The sequence below is a fragment of the Mucilaginibacter corticis genome (genome assembly GCF_007558865.1).
GTDB lineage: Bacteria > Bacteroidota > Bacteroidia > Sphingobacteriales > Sphingobacteriaceae > Mucilaginibacter > Mucilaginibacter corticis.
In genome coordinates, this window is record NZ_VLPK01000001.1 from 1,353,641 (window position 1) to 1,371,665 (window position 18,025).

An 18,025-nucleotide genomic window follows, 5' to 3' on the forward strand; every position below is an offset into this window, starting at 1 on the left:
AAGTATGGAAACATCAACTATACAAAAATTAAAAAGACGGGCGGGCAGTTTATTCGAATCGAAAATATTAGGCACCGGCCGCGTATTGGATGTCCGTTTCTGGCAGCCCGGCACATTAATAGAGATCGACCTGCATTTACCCAATATAGATATGACCGCGTGGACCGAGGTGCCCTACATTAAATTTAAGGTAGACGCCTTAACCTATCGCGATTACACCCCCTCATGCTGGGATGCCGAAATATGCACCTGCACCATATTTGTAGATGCGGCGCACAACGGCCCCGGCAGTAACTGGGCACGCTCGCTTAGCAAAGGCAATGAGGTAAGCTATCTGAAAACAGGTACCAGCCACCAGCAGCCCGACGCGCTGAAAACCGTTATCGCGCTTGGCGACGAAAGCAGCCTGGGCCATCTGCTGGCTTTACAGCAAATGACAGTGCCCGTAACACGTTTTGCCGGTGCGGTAGCCATGAATAACGAGGGCCACAGCAAACAGTTTAGCGAGTATTTCCGGTCGCCGCTGCAAACCATTTTACGTAAGGATAAATATGGTCATAACAGCTTAATGGAATGGGTTATCGGTCAGCCGTACACCCTGCATGATGTGGCCTTTTATATTACCGGTAATGATACCATGGTGGCACAATTGCGTAAAATGCTGAAACAGCAGGGTTATACCTCATCGCAAATTAATGTGAAAGGTTTTTGGTCATAGTTTTTTGATTTCACAGATTATTCTAAGATTTCACAGATTGGGTTATTTTGATTTTGCAGATTTTATGATTTAAAAAAATGGTTTCATGAATTGATTTAGTGGATAACTAAATTGTATTTTTGAAACGCACCGTATTTTGCCGATGTGATACGCATCGGTAGAATCATAAATAATCGGTGTAATCTTAGAATAATCTGTGAAATCACACTCATGAAAAAGCTTTTCCTTTTAGATGGTATGGCCCTGATATACCGGGCGCATTTTGCTTTAAGTAAAACACCGCGTTTTACGTCGGGTGGTTTAAACACATCGGCAGTAATGGGCTTTACCAATACCTTGCTTGACGTATTAAAAAAGGAAAAGCCTACCCACATGGCGGTTGTTTTTGATACCGACGCCCCTACCGAACGCCATACAGATTTTGCCGCCTACAAAGCGCACCGCGAAACCATGCCCGAAGATCTTTCGGCAGCGCTGCCGTATATTGTAAAAGTAATATTGGGCTTTAATATCCCGGTAATAACCGCCGATGGTTATGAGGCTGATGATATTATTGGCACCCTCGCCAAAAAAGCCGAACAAAAAGGTTACCAGGTTTACTGCATGACGCCTGATAAGGACTTTGCACAGCTGGTGTCCGACAATATTTTTATTTACAAGCCTGCCCGCATGGGTAATGAAATGGAGATTTTGGGCGTACCCGAGGTATTGGCCAAATGGGAGATTGAGCGCCCTGAACAAGTAATTGATATCCTGGGTCTATGGGGCGATGCGGTTGACGGCATCCCCGGCATTCCCGGCGTTGGCGAGAAAACAGCAAAAACGTTGATCAAGCAGTACGGCAGTGTTGAAGAGATCATTGCACATAGCCACGAGCTTAAAGGCAAGCTTAAAGAAAACGTAGAAACCTTTGCCGAACAGGGGCTGATGTCTAAAAAACTGGCTACCATCAACCTGAATTCGCCTGTCGAACTGGATGAGGCAGGCTTAGAAATGTGTGCGCCAAGCAAAGAGTTGTTAGAACCCCTTTTTGCTGAACTGGAGTTTAGAACCCTTGGCCGCCGTGTTTTTGGCGATGACTTTAGTATTACCGAGATAAAAGCGGTATCAGCAGGTACGCAAATAGATATGTTTGGGGCACCGGTTGCCGAAGGCCGCACAACAATGACGGTGGATATTCAGGACATCAAAGAGCCTGCGTTTGAAACTGCCGCAAAAAACATCAATAATGTTGAGCATCAATATCACCTGGCCGATACCAAAGAAAAACGTGCGGAACTGATAGCCATACTTAAACAGCAAAAAAGCTTTTGTTTTGATACCGAAACCACCGGCACCGACGCTAACAACTGCGAACTGGTAGGCCTGTCGTTCTCGGTAAAAGCTACCGAGGGCTGGTACGTGCCCGTGCCTGTCGATCAGAAAGAGGTACAGGCCATTGTCGACGAATTTAAGGAAGTAATGGAAAACCCGGCTATTGGCAAGATCGGGCAGAACCTGAAGTTTGATATCCTGATGCTGAAATGGTACGGCGTGCAAATTTGCGGCGACTTGTTCGATACCATGATGGCGCATTACATCATCGACCCTGATACCCGCCATGGTATGGATGTGCTGAGCGAAAACTATCTGGGCTATAAACCGGTATCCATTACCGAACTGATAGGCCCTAAAGGCAAGAACCAGGGCAATATGCGCGATGTAGAGATAGAGAAAATAAAAGAATACGCCGCGGAAGATGCCGACATTACCCTGCAACTAAAAGAAGTATTTGAACCCAAGATAAAATCGGTAGGTGCAGATGACCTGCTGCATAAAATTGAGAACCCCCTGATCTATGTACTGGCAGATATTGAGCATGAAGGCGTAAAGATTGATCATAATACCTTAAAAGAGTTTTCTAAAGAACTGGAAACCGACGTAGCGGCGTTAGAGAAAACGGTTTATGAAAAAGCTGGCGTTCGTTTTAATATCGCGTCGCCAAAGCAATTGGGCGAGGTGTTATTTGAGAAACTAATGCTCGATCCTAAAGCCAAGAAAACCAAAACCGGCCAGTACCAAACTGGCGAAGATGTTTTGTTGTCTTTAGCTGCCAAGAGCGACATTGTACGTGATATTTTAGATTACCGCCAGTTGCAAAAACTAAAATCAACCTATGTTGATGCCTTGCCGTTGATGGTAAACCAAAAAACCGGTCGTGTGCATACCAGCTACAACCAGGCGGTTGCTGCAACGGGTCGTTTAAGTTCAACCAACCCTAACCTGCAAAATATCCCTATCCGTACAGAGCGCGGGCGCGAGGTGCGTAAGGCTTTTATTCCGCGGGATAGTGATCACAGTATTGTCTCTGCCGATTATTCGCAGATAGAGCTTCGCATCATCGCCGAGATCAGCAAGGACGCTAACATGATGGATGCCTTTGTCAAGGGCATAGATATCCACACCGCAACCGCGGCCAATGTTTATGGCGTGGCTGTAGACCAGGTGGACAGCACCCAGCGCCGCAATGCCAAGGCGGTGAACTTCGGGATCATTTACGGGCAGTCGGCATTTGGTTTGTCGCAAAATTTGGGTATCCCGCGTAAAGAGGCTGCCGAAATTATCGAGAACTATTTCGCGCAATTCCCCGGCATTAAACAATACATGAGCGATACCATGAACTTTGCCCGCGAGAATGGTTACGTTACTACGCTGATGGGGCGCAGACGTTACCTGCGCGATATCAATTCGGCCAACCAAACGGTACGCGGTTTCGCAGAACGAAATGCCATCAACGCGCCTATCCAGGGTTCTGCGGCGGATATGATCAAAATTGCCATGATCAATATCCATCGCGAACTGAAAGAACAAAAACTGGATAGCCGTATGACCATGCAGGTGCATGACGAGTTAGTGTTTGATGTGCCTAATAACGAGATCGAAATTGTTAAGCCTATCATCATTGACAATATGCGGAACGCTATAAAAACTACCGTACCTATTGTTGTTGAAATAGGCACAGGCTTGAATTGGCTGGAGGCGCATTAATAAAAATACTTCATAATTATATAATAGGTAATTACAAAAATCGAAATTTTAAATATTCCTAAAGATTAAAAATTGCCAAAATCATAATCTTATTAACGCTTAGGTTAAATATTTATACTGTTAAAAACACATTTTTCCAAATATGTGTTTGTTTATTTAGGGGAATGTTTAGTACCTTAATCGCAGTATAGAAACCGATGAGAATTTTTCACCTGAGTGCCGAGTGTTACCCCGTTGCCAAAGTAGGCGGCCTTGCTGATGTTGTTGGCGCATTGCCAAAGTATCAAACCCTTGCCGGGCATAATGCCGCAGTAGTAATGCCTTTTTACGACCGCAAGTTTACCCGCGAAAATGAATTTGATACTGTTTTCCAGGGCGCTACGCTATTAGGTACACGCCGGTTATATTTCGAAATCCTAAAAGAAAAAACCAATAAGCTGGGGTTTGAGCTTTACCTGGTAAAGATCCCCGGACTGATAGACCGCGAGAATATCTACAGCTACCCTGATGAGACCGAGCAATTCATTGCTTTCCAGATCTCGTTTTTAGACTGGATCAGCTATTCGCAGCAATCGCCGGATATTATTCATTGCCATGACCATCATTCGGGCTTGGTTCCGTTTTTACTGCAATATTCAAAACTATATACAAGGCTGGCTAAAACGCCGACCGTTTTCACCATTCATAATGGTCAATATCATGGAGCGTTCGGGTGGGATAAGGTAGGTTACCTGCCGGAGATAGACCTTACTAAAGCCGGCTTATTAGACTGGAGCGGTGGCATTAACCCGCTGGCATCTGCTGTGCGTTGTGCTTCAAAATACACCACTGTATCGCCAAGTTACCTTGAAGAATTAACGGTTAACTCAAACGGATTGGAGTTTCTGTTCTTTATTGAGCGGGCAAAAGGTGTAGGGATCATCAACGGTATTGATACCGAGGTATGGAACCCGGCTACCGATCCAATGATCATTGAGAAATTTAACGCGGCAAAGGTCGCCGCAGGCAAACAGAAAAATAAAGAGGCGCTTTGCGCACGTTTTAACCTTGACCCGGCAAAACCTTTAATAACATTTATTGGGCGTTTGGTGGTTGAGAAAGGCGCCGACCTGCTGGCCGAAGCATTAGAAACCAGTCTTGCCGATTTTGCCGGTAAAGTGAACTTTTTAATATTAGGCGCCGGCGAACCGCAAATGGAAATGGACCTGCAGGAACTAAAAGAAAAATTTCCTGCTGACACGAATGTCTATATCGGCTATAATGAAGAGCTGGCGCACCTGTTTTATGCGGGATCCGACTTTTTGCTCATGCCATCGCGGGTTGAACCTTGCGGGCTAAACCAGTTATACTCGCTCAGGTATGGCACCATGCCTATGGTGAGGAGTACCGGCGGATTAAAAGATACAGTAATTGATTTTGGCGATGCCAACGGTTATGGCATCCGTTATAATAATACCAGCGTTGAGGATATTTGCTACGCTATTAGCAGGGCAATAGTGCTTTTTGATGACGACAAACAACTGCAAACACTACGTAAGCGGATGATGGCCCTTGATTTTTCATGGGATGTGTCTGCCAAACAATATATGGAACTTTACCACAGCTTAAACACAACAACAGTATGACATCAAAAGTAATTTGCATTGTTCTTGGCGGGGGCCAGGGCAGCCGATTGTATCCCCTCACTGCAACCCGATCTAAACCGGCTGTGCCTATTGCTGGCAAATACCGTTTGGTTGATATCCCGATCTCAAATTGTCTGCATTCGGGCATTACGCGTATTTATGTGTTGACGCAGTTTAACTCGGCATCATTAAATAAGCACATTAAAAACACTTACCACTTTAGCAGTTTCAGCGAAGCCTTTGTTGATATTTTAGCTGCCGAACAAACACCTACCAGCGGTGGCTGGTTCCAGGGCACTGCCGATGCCGTGCGCCAAAGCCTGCACCACTTAGCGGTGCATGAGTTTGATTATGTGCTGATCCTGTCGGGCGATCAATTGTACCAGATGGATTTTGAAGACATGATCGACCAGCACATTAAAAACGAGGCTGATATATCTATTGCAACCATACCTGTGCATGTTAATGATGTACCGGGTTTTGGCATCCTGCAAACAGACCATGAAAGCATGGTTACTGCCTTTGTTGAAAAACCAAAAAGCGGGTTTGATAAGCTGGTATCAGAAGTAAGCCCCGAAATGGAAGCCCAGGGACGCATTTATTTAGCTTCAATGGGTATCTATATATTTAACCGTAAATTGCTGTATGAACTATTGCAGGGCAATGAAAGCACCGATTTTGGTAAAGAAATCATCCCGCAATCTATAGATGAGCATAAGGTATTAAGCTACCAGTACGAAGGTTACTGGACAGACATCGGTACCATATCTTCATTCTTTGATGCCAACCTGGAACTTACAGATGATATCCCGCAGTTTAACCTGTTTGATAAGAACTACATCTTTACCCGTGCACGCATGTTGCCGCCGTCAAAGGTGTCAGGCACGCACATGGAAAAAGCTATTATAGCTGATGGATGTATCATTAACGCAAGCCATGTTATCCGCTCGGTTGTAGGTATCCGTACCCGTATCGGTTTTGATACCACTATTGAGAACTGCTATATTATGGGTAGTGATAATTACCAGACGCTTGAACAGATCCAGGAATGCCAGGATAAAGACCAGCCTATAATGGGTATTGGCGACAGGTGTAATATTAAGAATGCTATTATTGACAAGAACACGTATATAGGTAATGATGTAAGCATCAACGTAGATGGTACATTACCTGACGGCGATTATCCGACCCATACCGTAAAAGACGGTATCGTGGTAGTTAAAAAACGTGCAGTTATACCTAACGGAACAGTTATTTAATTTTAGGGAAAACAATATTAACTGCAGATAGTTGTTTTAGTAGTGTAACGAAAACTAAAACATGAAGCTATGAAAAAGTTAATAAGCATGGTCGCCATAGCGGCAATCTCATTCGGAAGCGTTTACGCGATACCGGTGCAGCAAAAAGACACCACTAAAACTGATACTTCTAAAAAAATGAAGAAGTGGAAAAAGAAAAAAATGAAGAAAGATACTACTATGAAAATGTAGTTTCATTCAAAAAAGAAAGCCCCGCAATTTGCGGGGCTTTCTTTTTTATATCAAGTATATCCTAATGTTATTTAGCAACAGCAGGTTGTTTTAAAGTCAATTTGATGTTTTGTGTACCAAAAGTGGTCGTTAATACTAATTTACCGTCAGCAATAGTGCCTTTGTAAACAACAGGCTTGCCGTTAAAAGTAGTAGTAAATTGTAAGTTGTCACCATCAACTTTACCGTCCGTAATGGTGTTTTTGCCCATTTGTGCAGCTACATATGGTGTATAGCCGGCTTCATCAGGGTTTTCTGATTTTGGGTTGTTATCAACTAAAGCAAATACGCCGGTTAACTTACCGCCGTCGTTTTTCAAAGTAAGTGATAAGTTATACTGTCCCTCAACAAGGCCTTTCCACACGCCGTCAACGCTGGCCGCTAAACATACTGTAACTACGGTAAGCACTAAAGCGATTGATAATAATATCTTTTTCATTTTTTTAATTTAGTTTTTATTTTATGTTCTACTCTCGATTACAAAAATATTAAAATATCGGAAACTTACTGTAACAGTTTCGTTTTAAAACTGTAACGTTTCTGTATCCCTGCTTGCGGCGGCCTCTGCCTCAACGGCTACTTTATCCGGCGATACACCCTCTTCATCAAAGATCACCAGGGAGTTTTTACCTGGTTTTAGCCAGCACTCAGGTATGTACATTCCGTTTATTTTTATCTTTTCAGGATACCTGCCCAAATTATGCCCGTTAACCCAAACCGAACCACGGCTTAAACTGGTAGTATTAACGCGCCATATTGAATTTGATTGTTTTGATGCCGGAAAGTTTAATGTACTGCGGTAAAATGCCGGACCATGAAAGGTTGCGACAGATAATGGCTGCCATTCGTAACCGCCCTCCAACTCCCCTCTTGAGAGGGCGCGCGCCGCCTTGTGCGGTTGCAGGTGTGTGTTAGTAGCCATGCTGATAGCACAACCATCTCCTATAGACGAGCCGCATGGCCCGCCCTGCATTCGCCAGTTAGTAATAGTTACAGCGACACTTTTGCCGCCTTCTTGTTGTAGTTTCACTTCGCCCCATATCCCTTTACGGTCAAGGGTGTCAATCCGACCGGTTTTAAAGATCAGCTTGTTGCGGCCAATGTGCGAGGTAAAAAGCGCCAGCGTATGCGTCATGCCGCCGGTTAATGTAATATGCGTAGTATCCTGGAATATGGTCGCGGTATCCATCCGCTTACCATCTACAAACAGAGCGCCGTTTTCGGGGGCATGCTTTAATATCAAAGCGTATTTGCCACTATGGGCTACTTTTATTTTGGTGCGATACCAGGCATAAGCGGTTATATCGCCATCTGCCCCCATTTGTTGTGGTTCTTTACTTTTAAGCCATTTTGAATCGTCATATCCCGGCATAGCAGGTTGATCTGCCCGTGCAAACTGCCATGGGTCGGGATTGACCGTAACCAGGCGCTTAACCATCCTTACCGGCTGGGCAGGCTTCATAACTGATCCGGTTGGTTTGAAGATCCAGGTTGGGTTATTGGTATGAGCGATCCAGGGGCGCTCGATAGTCAGGCTCATTTGATTGCTTTTGCCCGACAGATCAGCGGCATAATCAGGGCCAATGACGACGTGGGTTTGGCCATCAAGCTCTGCGAACCACGACCGCGATGCCAACTGGTTATTTACAACAATAAGCTTGATCTCTTTTCCATCCGCAGTAAAGCTGTATGCATCTGGCGAGGCAGTCACAGCAGCGCTAAACTCCAGTAAACCGCCATTCGTTTTGAAATTAGCTGTACCCGAAGTCACCTTCATGTCTCCACCAGTTTTGAAATATAATTGAGCTAATGAACCGGTATCGCCATATAATAATAGAGTGGTTGTATTGCCTTGCGCTACAATGCCATAAATACGCGTGGGCGCCCAAACCAATTTAACCGCTGGCGTAAGCTGATAGTTCTGCACTACCGGCATGATCTCGCCGGCTTGCAGGTTGACTGCTACAACGGCTTTTACCGGGATACTTGCAGGGGCGTGCAGATCAAACTTTACCGCTACCGAATCCGGGTTATCTAAAAAGCTGATCGTTCCGGCAGGGCTTTTTCTTGAGGTGATTTTTATGATGGTGTCAGATACCGCAGGTTTATCGGCTTGATCATCAAGACTGTTTGCCAATACGGTTTGAAAGCTTTGTGCAAACCAGTTGGCACGTTTAAACGCGTAATAGATAGGCCGCAGGTCACCAGTTTGGCCTATGGCCGCGCCGTAATCGTATGAGGCTGCGTTTTCTTTATCGTTATTATAAGCAAAGTTACTGCCGCCGTGGGCCATATAAACGTTATAGCCATTACCGCCATGTGCCAGTATCTTCCAGGTGCGCCTGTCGTACAGTGTCGAGTCAAGCTCCTGCGGGCCGTAGTTTAAGAACCATACACCCCAATACTCCGGGCAAAACCAAGGGTTTGGCCGGGCAGGATCATCCAGGCTTGCAAAATCCCCGGCAGGGTCATTGCCCGAATGCAGCCCGCTAAAAAAGTAAGGCACCTGCAAACCCAGCGATACCGTTTTATCTTTTAAATGCTTAAAGTAATTGTTAGGCGTAACGGTTCCCCAGCCGGCGCGGTGTTCGTTTTCAAGCTGCACCATAATGACCGCGCCGCCATGGTTTACCTGGTTTTTAGAGACGATTGGCATCAACTTATCAAAGTATTTGTCGACCGCTGCCAGGAACTGCGGGTTATCCTCGCGTACGCGCAAGCCGGGTTTAAAGCGCAGCCAGATAAGGTAACCACCCATGTCCCACTCGCCGCAATAGTAGGGGCCAACACGCACTATGGCATACATGCCCATGCTTTTGATCAGTTGTAAGAACGCGTTCAGATCGTGGTCGCCGGTAAAGTTGAATTGGCCTTCTTTGGGTTCATGGAAGTTCCAAAAGGTGTACATCTCTATGGCGTTAAAGCCTGCCCGTTTTAGGCGCAGCAAGCGATCATGCCATAAGGCCCGCGGCACGCGCGCATACTCCATCCCTGCTGAAGCAATGAACGTACGTTTGCCGTTTACCAGGAACCCGCGTGCGTCATAATCTATAAATGGCTTTGCCGAGGTTGCCGATGGGAACATATGATCGTTACGGGTTGGTGTACCCGTGCCGGGCTGGGCGTTTACCTTGCTGATAAAGGCAAATAAAAGTATAAACAGAATAGTACGCATAGTATCTCAAATAGCCTTGAGGGTATAAAGGTCGGTAGAAAAACAGTCATTCTGAAATACGGGACTAGTCCAGACAAACAGCGCAGGTGTACCAAACTGAATGTGTCCCGGCGATACACTTTGATACACCTGTTTTTGTAATTAACTGTAAAACAATTTGTTAACTTTCTGATATTGATCTCATGATACAGTTTGGTACACTTTCAGTCAAAAAATTCCGACGCTATTAAAAATTAACTACGCTCCAATAGGCTTTTTTGGGTTGCAGATTCCGGTCAAATAAAAGCGGGTAATTCTTTCGGCCGCGCACCGGGAAATTATTAAGCCAGCTATGTTTGTCACTTAAATTCCAAAAGGTAACGCCGGTAATAACCGATCTGTTAGCCCTGAAAATGTTAAACATCTGCCCGTAGCGTTGTGTCTGCTGGCTTTCGCGTTGCGGCGTGTAGCCAGTACTGTCTGCTTTATCTTCGTTTGCGTAAACAGACATATCCAGTTCGGTTATCTGTACTTTAAGGCCCAGCGAAGAATAAAGCTTTATCGAGGTTTTGATCTCATCGTCAGCAGGGTTGGTTAACGACCAATGGGACTGTAACCCAATAGCGTTAACAGGCACGCCGGCCGCTATCATTTTCTTGAGCAGTTGATAAACCCGGTCGCGTTTTTTGGGGCTTTCTGTACCGTACTCATTGTAAAAAAGCACCGCGTTGGGGTCGGCCTCATGCGCGTATTGAAATGCCTTGAAAATATAATCCTCGCCGCAGATCTGGTACCATGGCGAGTTTCGTAAAGGCTGGTCACCACCATCCGCTACAGCCTCATTTATAACATCCCAGGCATATATTTTACCCTTGTAACGGCCAACGACTGCGTATATATGTGCCTTAAGCCTGCTTAATAAAATCTCTTTGGTAGCCAGGTTACCTGCCTTATCATAAAACATCCAGGCCGGTACCTGCTGGTGCCAGCACAGGTTATGCCCACGCACCCTTAAATGATGCAGCTGCGCGAAATCGACAATAGCATCCGCGTCCTGCCAGTTATAGCGATCTTCCTGAGGGTGTATAGCCGCCATCTTCATGGCATTTTCCGGCGTTAGGCTGTTAAACTGTCGTAATATCAGGGCTTGCTGCGCCGGATCCCGCAGTTGGGCCGGAGTTACCGCTACACCAATGGGAAAGTAGTCCTTGTAAACGTCTTTTAAACCTTTGTTGTCTCCCAATTGACCATAAACGGTCAGGGCCTTAAAAGCGAACATCAGCAGCAGTAACCTTTTGTTTAACATAAGCTTCAACATTTTTTGCATCAGGATACTAAGTTATTAAAAATACCGTGGCAATGCTTATTTTACAACACGGCCTTGCGCGGTTCCCCTCTTGAGAGGGGTGTAGGGGTGTGTCATTTCGCGTGTGTAAACACACCCCTACAGCAGTACAAGCCAACCCGCCCCCCTCTCAAGAGGGGAACTTTTTATGATGTGCTTGTTTCACGCGGGTGTGGGCCAGTTGGGACAAGTGAACCGAGGCTTGGATTAACTATTTGTAAATAAGCGATTTAATTGAAAATAGGTAAGTCAAAACGAGCCACACCTATAAGTCGGTAAAAGACAGGTTTAAATTTTAATTACTTATTGATAGTCAGTCTTTTAAAAGTTTGTTTTTGCGTTAATTCGAAGAGACTGATTAGTAACGAGTACTCATCGCTTTTTGTCTTCGTTCCATACTCGCGTCATTAGAGGGATTAAATTTCTAATGACCTATGTAAGTGGCATACTAAGGTAGGGGTTGTAATCTTAATTAATATATTTACATTTATTTTTTATTGATACCTTAACACCTAAACCGATTGATGAAGATTGAAACTATTGATCACCTTGCTTATATTATAAAAGAAGCTGAAAAGCGAGGTAGGCCAAAACCAATTGTATTTTTAGGAGCGGGAGCCTCAAGGTCTGCAGGTATTCCTGATGCTAAAACCATTGCTAAAACTATAATAACAGATTACCCGTCTAATCCTAAAATAAAAAAATTAAAGGAAGAAGAGCGTACCTATTCGCGGTTAATGGACACATTACAACCAAGTGAAAGAAATGAGCTTTTAAAAAGTCTAATTGATAAAGCAAAAATAAACGTAACACATGTTTATTTGGCACAAATGATGAAACTTGGATTTATCGATTATTTCCTAACGGTTAACTTTGATAATTTAATGCAAAGGGCTTTGGCACTATATAATATTTTCCCCCCAACTTACGATATTTCAATACTTAAGGATATAACAACTACATCTTTTCATCCCAAATCTATAACTTATTTACATGGTCAGCATAACGGACTTTGGTTGTTAAACACTAAAGACGAAATGGAAAAAGTTAAAGAGATCGTACCTCCAATATTAAATAAAATATCTAATGGAAGGATATGGATAATTATAGGATATAGTGGTGGCGACCCTATTTTTGATCATATTGTTAATTTGGGCCGTTTTGATGATGGTTTATATTGGGTAGGATATAAAGAAAATGATCCCGCCGATAACGTTATTAAAGATTTGTTAGATAAATCAAACACTAATTCTTTCTTAATAAAAGATTATGACGCTGATTCGTTTTGTTTAAAATTAAATACAGAATTAGGCAATCCTGAACCATCGATATTTGACCAACCATTTAGCTTTTTAAAAAGCTCTTTAGATAATATTGTTGATATTGAAAACACGGAAACTTACAAAAGTGTACGAGAACGACTTGACGATTCAAAAAAAATGGTCGAAGATGCAATTCAAAAGTATGAAGGTAAAAATCAGTCAATTAAGGAAATGACTGACAGGGATATAAGAAAAAGTAAATTAAAAAAATCTCTTATTAATGCATTAATTAAAAATGACTACGAAAATAATGATGACTTATTTACAGAGGGCATCACACTTAATGACGCAGAAATAAATGAACTTTTGAGTCGATTATACAATGATTGGGGTGCAAGGTTACATTCAAAAGCGAGAAACTCACAGGGGCTTGATCAAAAAAAATATTTTGAGATGGCAGTCAAAAAATTTGAAAAAGCCATCGATTTAAATAAAGATGATTTTTTTATTTTAAACAACTGGGGTTCAGCACTAGGCGATTTTGCAAGTATACTAACAGGTACTAAACAAATCAACTTTTATAAATCAAGCTTTGAAAAATTTGAAAAAGCGACTGCACTTGATGATCTATATGAAGAAGCGTATCTTAATTGGGGTTCAACACTAACTGAGTATGCCAAAAAATTATCAGGATCAGAAGAAGAACTATATTATAACTTAAGTTTTGAAAAATTTGCAAAAGTAGAATCGATTAACAATGAAAATCAAAACTTATACAGCAACTGGTCATATGCTTTGATATGTTATTCATATTCTTTAAAAAACGAAAAACGGATTTTATATTTAAATGAGGCGTTAGAAAAGGCGAAAAGGGCTGTGGAGTTGGGAGATAATGAGTATAATGTAGCGTGTGCATACGCTTTACTTGGCGAAAAAAATAACGCATTAAGATTTCTTGAATTAACATTAAAGAATCGTAGCACTTCAACAAAAGAAGTGCTAGCAGATCGGGATTGGTCAAAATTTGCAGAAGACGATGACCTTATCCGATTATTAAGTAAATATAATTAAATGAAGTTTTCGGTCAATACAAGAATATAAGCGAGCTAGCCAATCGCAAGCTACTTGTGCCTTTACTTCACCACCAACTATTTGTTTTTCAAATTAAGTTCCCTAAATTTAATCTAAACAAGTTAAGTCATGGCACCAGACGAAGAAACCCCTGTTAATGAAGAGAAGGAAGATGATTTTCCGGAGATCACGACCAATGACCATGGGCAGGCAACTACCATATCGCCGGGAGATTATCCTGAACTGGATACCAACGACGTAGGTCAGAAATATCTCATTGAAGAATTGCCGCCGGAGAGTTTCCCCGAAATTGATACGAACGACCGGGGCGACGAAAGCGAGGAATAACTTATAAAAAGTACCTGCGGCTTATTAAATAAACCACAATTAAAACGATGGGCGAATAGAACAGCAGGTTTAAAGACTGTTTGTAGATCTTCCATCGTTTATCATTTTTAGCCCGGTTTTCGGTAATGCCCGCCTGTAGGTTTGTGATCCTGGTGATGTACAGCAATTTCAGCCGGTTATCTTTCGGCAGGTCGAACACCGTGTCATTGATCACCTTTTTTGGTTGGGTGCCCGGCAGCACGTATTCCATCGGCCTGATATTGGGGTAGATAAAAAATATCCCCAGCAAAAAATAATAGGTAATACCCGCTATGGCGGTGACTAAAATAGCGTCAAAACTGGCTGTCTTTTCCCAATCGCCAATGGCATAAGCCACCAGGCCTACCAGTACGCCGGCTACTAGTTGTAAAAGCGAGGTGGTGCGTTCAAGGATCCTGACACTTGTTTCAATAGAATCATTAAAAGCGGTTTCGGCACCTTCTATAATTAATTTAGCCTCTTCCGTTTCAAGCTTTTGCTTGTACTTTACATCAAATTGCCAGTCAGGTTTATCAGTTGTTTCCATAAACATTCGTTTACGTAAATATATATTTTTATTGGTAAAGTACTGTAAGTCATAGTGGTGCGGTGATAATGCCGCCACAAGCTAAAAAGTATCGCATCCATTCCTTATTTATACATACCCCTTTGCCAATGGTTAGCTTCTCTACAAACCCAAACACCGTAGGTGTTAAAGGTCGGTAGAAAAAAGTCCAACAAAGATTCGTGCCGTCAGGTACGATACTTGCGAAGTTGCGTACCTATGGCACGCTATTGATTGCATATTATATTTTCTACCGACGTTTTGCACCTACGGCGCAATTTTGAAAAACTTAATTTTAGAATATTCATCAAAGTCCTCTCTTTTGGAGAGGATTTAGGAGAGGTACTATTTCATACTCCCATCAATAGCATCTATCAGATCCAGATGCCTTTGTATGGTGAGGATGTTATGGGTGGCAAATGCCTTTATCTGCGGATCATAAGCGGTTTTTGATGTGGTGGTAAACAGGTCGAGCGCCCGTTTGTAATCTTCGCGGGTTTTATCAAGGTACGCGGCGTCAAAATCTTTCCCGTCTTTTTTATCAAGATCGGCTATTGATTGCTGTGCTTCCATACTGATAGAATCAGGCAGGGTGATCTTCTTTGCTTTCGCCAATGCTATCAACCGGCCCTTACCCTTGGTCAGGTCCTTTACCATCATGGCACCAAAGTTCTTTATCCGCTTGTCCTTACCTTTTTGCTTAGCCATGGTGCCTATCTTTATTTCTGCAAGACAGGCCTGGGCAATGGTGGTAACAAATTTAGCGTCGTCCTTGCCTACAATAATGGTAGCGTTGTTAGCGGTATCAACCACATCTGTAGTAGTATCATCATCTGTATCGGCATTATCACTATGGCCATGGCATGCCTGCAATACACAAACAGCAAACAGGGTAAGCAATAACAGCGTTACTTTTTTCATTATCAGGATGGTTTACTAATCGGTTACAAAATCTGTTCCATATATAGAACGCAGATATTTATTAAAATTACAGTTTCTTAAGGTTAAATTTATCTGGTTGCCTAAAGTTTTCTTATTTTTGGGTAAATTAAAATTAACATATGAACTTTCCTGCTGAATTAAAATACACCAAGGACCATGAATGGGTTAAATTAGAAGGTAGTGTTGCTACCATAGGTATAACAGAATTTGCCCAGGGCGAACTGGGTGATATTGTTTATGTAGATATCAATTCGGTAGGTAAAGAAGTAAGTAAAGAGGGCGTTTTTGGCACTGTTGAAGCTGTTAAAACCGTATCTGACCTGTTTATGCCGGTAACCGGTACCGTTACAGAAGTTAACAAAGCGCTTGACACGCAGCCTGAACTGGTAAACTCTGACCCCTATGGCGAAGGCTGGATGGTAAAGATTACCGTAGCCGATGCTGCCGATGTAGCGGGTTTATTATCAGCCGATGATTATAAAGGCCTGGTTGGTGCGTAATTAATAATGAAATCTTTCTTAAGATACCAAAGGCTCACAATTTTGTGGGCCTTGTTTGTAATGATACTCTGCAATATAAAGCTTGGGCCTATAAGCGAGTCGCCTATGTTTTTTCCGGGATTTGATAAACTGGTGCATTGCGGGTTCTTTTTTATGGTGGTTGTCCTTAGTGCAAACGGCTATTTATGGCAAAAGGGCACAGATACTTTAAAGTTTATGCCGGCGTTTGTTATTACAGCAATATCAATTATTTACGGCGGTGTTATTGAGTTGCTGCAGCTATACGTATTTACCTGGCGCGATGGTAACTGGCCCGACCTGTTTGCAGATGCCGTGGGTGCATGTATGGCTATATTTTGTATATTAGTAATTATTGGATCTGTTAAACATGTTAAAAAGTAAATTAATAATAGCCGCAGTGGCGCTGGTAATGGGTTTAAGTTCTTGCGGTATTTTTCATAAAAGCTGCAATTGCCCGCATTTTAGTAAGGCAACTACCCCTGCTAAAGCCGGACAAGCACCTGTTATTTACGCTACGCGATAGGGCAATTAGTCGTCGGGGATTTCCGACCTACCTCTTAGTATAAACGACAAAATTTGCTTATATTTGTATGTACCCTGAAGGATACTCAGACATACTTCCCCGCCAATATTTTACAAAAGTTCTTTAATAAATAAAAAGCTGATTTTTACCGGGATATTTTACAATTGATTGATTATCAACAATTAATCAATCAACCATGCTACCGGCATTGACCCTGATACCCGATAAATGGCCTTTTTTACTACCGGTATCGGGCACAATACCCGAAAAACAGTGTTTTTTACTACGGGCATAAAGGCTGATACCTGAATAATGGCAATTTTTACTACCGGTAAAGTTACGGATACCCGTGGAAATGATTTTACTCTTACTGGTTTACTCTGCCATCCAAACCGTATCAACAAACCATTTTTTGTTGTCAAGGAAACGGCTTACAGGTTTAAAACCCGTGTTGCTTGCCATCTGGTCGGTTTGCATGAGGGTAAACTTTTGCGAGATCTCCATGTAGATATATTCGTCCTTAACAAAACGGATGGTTTCTTTACCAATGGTCACCAATTGGTCTGCAAGGCTGATGAGATAGCTTTTACAGGCACCTGTTTCAGGATCGTACATGGCATAATGGTCAAATTTGTCAAGATCAAAATTACCACCTAATTCGCGGTTTATGCGGGTAAGCAAATTAAGGTTAAAGCGTTTAGTGATCCCCTCAGAATCATTATAAGCAGCCAGTATCACCTTGGGTGATTTCTTCAGATCGAAGCCTATCAGCGCCATATCGCCCGGGGCCAAATGGTTGCGCAGCTCTTTGCAAAACGCGGTCGCTTCCGTCACTGGCATATTACCAATATTCGATCCCATAAAAAGTACAACCTTGCGGCGGTTTGACAGCGCGGCGGCTTTTTTAAGCATATCAAAATACTCGCCGTTCAACCCTTTTATTTTGATACCGGGCAAAGTAAGCGGCAGCTTAATAGTAAGGTAATTGATAGTGCTGATGGATATATCTATAGGCAGGTAATTAAAATCAATCTGCTCGTCCAGCAAATATTTAAGCAGGTAAGATGATTTGGTGGCATCGCCCGCGCCAAGCTCAATCAGGTCGAACGCGTCGCCATCGCCAATAATAGCTTTTGCCAGTTGTGCCGTTTTTTCCGAGAAGATCTCCAGTTCGCAGTTTGTTGGATAATATTCAGGACAATCCATTAACTCCTGGAAGATCTTATCGCCCGCGGCGTCATAAAAATACATGGAGTTAAGCCGCTTAGGTGTCGACTGTAAGCCCTTGATAACATCTTTATAAAACGCTTCCGCGCTATTTTTTGATGCGTTTAATACTTCCGGTTGTGTAGCTGATTGGTTCATAGTATCCATTTG

Annotated in this window: 15 protein-coding genes; 9 read left to right on the forward strand and 6 right to left on the reverse strand. The window is 42.9% G+C overall.

What is annotated here, in order from left to right:
- The first annotated feature begins 4 nt into the window (after window positions 1-4).
- The 5 genes from FO440_RS05850 to FO440_RS24330 all read left to right on the forward strand — a co-directional run bounded on the left by FO440_RS05850 (window position 5) and on the right by FO440_RS24330 (window position 6,860).
- The gene (locus FO440_RS05850; RefSeq protein ID WP_144247278.1) at window positions 5-718 is read left to right on the forward strand and encodes an SIP domain-containing protein; all 714 of its coding nucleotides are present in this window, start codon (window positions 5-7) and stop codon (window positions 716-718) included.
- A 210-nt stretch (window positions 719-928) separates the two neighbouring features.
- On the forward strand, window positions 929-3,745 hold the full coding sequence (gene polA, locus FO440_RS05855; protein WP_144247279.1) for a DNA polymerase I: 2,817 nt from the start codon (window positions 929-931) through the stop codon (window positions 3,743-3,745).
- Between the two features lie 197 nt (window positions 3,746-3,942).
- On the forward strand, window positions 3,943-5,370 hold the full coding sequence (locus FO440_RS05860; RefSeq protein WP_144247280.1) for a glycogen synthase: 1,428 nt from the start codon (window positions 3,943-3,945) through the stop codon (window positions 5,368-5,370).
- Complete coding sequence (locus tag FO440_RS05865) at window positions 5,367-6,629, forward strand: glucose-1-phosphate adenylyltransferase (RefSeq protein WP_144247281.1); 1,263 nt, start codon at window positions 5,367-5,369, stop codon at window positions 6,627-6,629. Before FO440_RS05860 ends, FO440_RS05865 begins: the two co-directional genes overlap by 4 nt.
- A gap of 69 nt (window positions 6,630-6,698) precedes the next feature.
- Window positions 6,699-6,860 (forward strand): hypothetical protein, encoded by a 162-nt coding sequence (locus FO440_RS24330; RefSeq protein WP_186292579.1) that lies wholly within the window; start codon window positions 6,699-6,701, stop codon window positions 6,858-6,860.
- Window positions 6,861-6,927: 67 nt separating this feature from the next.
- Here the strand turns inward: FO440_RS24330 and FO440_RS05870 are convergent, their stop codons facing one another.
- The 3 genes from FO440_RS05870 to FO440_RS05880 all read right to left on the reverse strand — a co-directional run bounded on the left by FO440_RS05870 (window position 6,928) and on the right by FO440_RS05880 (window position 11,359).
- Complete coding sequence (locus tag FO440_RS05870; protein WP_144247282.1) at window positions 6,928-7,338, reverse strand: hypothetical protein; 411 nt, start codon at window positions 7,336-7,338, stop codon at window positions 6,928-6,930.
- Between the two features lie 84 nt (window positions 7,339-7,422).
- Entirely contained in the window at window positions 7,423-10,074 is a 2,652-nt protein-coding gene (locus tag FO440_RS05875; RefSeq protein WP_144247283.1) for a beta-galactosidase, read from the reverse strand.
- A 226-nt stretch (window positions 10,075-10,300) separates the two neighbouring features.
- Window positions 10,301-11,359 (reverse strand): endo-1,4-beta-xylanase, encoded by a 1,059-nt coding sequence (locus FO440_RS05880; RefSeq protein ID WP_144247284.1) that lies wholly within the window; start codon window positions 11,357-11,359, stop codon window positions 10,301-10,303.
- 563 nt (window positions 11,360-11,922) lie between these two features.
- On the opposite strand from FO440_RS05880, the gene FO440_RS05885 reads away from it, so the two are divergent.
- Both FO440_RS05885 and FO440_RS05890 read left to right on the forward strand, forming a co-directional pair.
- Window positions 11,923-13,731 (forward strand): TPR end-of-group domain-containing protein, encoded by a 1,809-nt coding sequence (locus tag FO440_RS05885; RefSeq protein WP_144247285.1) that lies wholly within the window; start codon window positions 11,923-11,925, stop codon window positions 13,729-13,731.
- A 129-nt stretch (window positions 13,732-13,860) separates the two neighbouring features.
- Complete coding sequence (locus FO440_RS05890; RefSeq protein WP_144247286.1) at window positions 13,861-14,079, forward strand: hypothetical protein; 219 nt, start codon at window positions 13,861-13,863, stop codon at window positions 14,077-14,079.
- Between the two features lies 1 nt (window position 14,080).
- Here the strand turns inward: FO440_RS05890 and FO440_RS05895 are convergent, their stop codons facing one another.
- Both FO440_RS05895 and FO440_RS05900 read right to left on the reverse strand, forming a co-directional pair.
- Entirely contained in the window at window positions 14,081-14,644 is a 564-nt protein-coding gene (locus FO440_RS05895; protein ID WP_144247287.1) for a hypothetical protein, read from the reverse strand.
- 363 nt (window positions 14,645-15,007) lie between these two features.
- A complete protein-coding gene (locus tag FO440_RS05900; RefSeq protein WP_144247288.1) occupies window positions 15,008-15,583 on the reverse strand; it encodes a DUF4142 domain-containing protein in 576 nt (191 codons plus the stop codon).
- Between the two features lie 140 nt (window positions 15,584-15,723).
- Here FO440_RS05900 and gcvH point away from each other — a divergent pair, with 140 nt between their 5' ends.
- On the forward strand, window positions 15,724-16,104 hold the full coding sequence (gcvH, locus tag FO440_RS05905) for a glycine cleavage system protein GcvH (RefSeq protein WP_144247289.1): 381 nt from the start codon (window positions 15,724-15,726) through the stop codon (window positions 16,102-16,104).
- Between the two features lie 60 nt (window positions 16,105-16,164).
- Window positions 16,165-16,506 (forward strand): VanZ family protein, encoded by a 342-nt coding sequence (locus tag FO440_RS05910; RefSeq protein WP_144247290.1) that lies wholly within the window; start codon window positions 16,165-16,167, stop codon window positions 16,504-16,506.
- A 517-nt stretch (window positions 16,507-17,023) separates the two neighbouring features.
- Here FO440_RS05910 and FO440_RS05915 read toward each other — a convergent pair.
- The gene (locus FO440_RS05915) at window positions 17,024-18,013 is read right to left on the reverse strand and encodes an L-histidine N(alpha)-methyltransferase (protein WP_144247291.1); all 990 of its coding nucleotides are present in this window, start codon (window positions 18,011-18,013) and stop codon (window positions 17,024-17,026) included.
- Window positions 18,014-18,025: the final 12 nt, after the last annotated feature.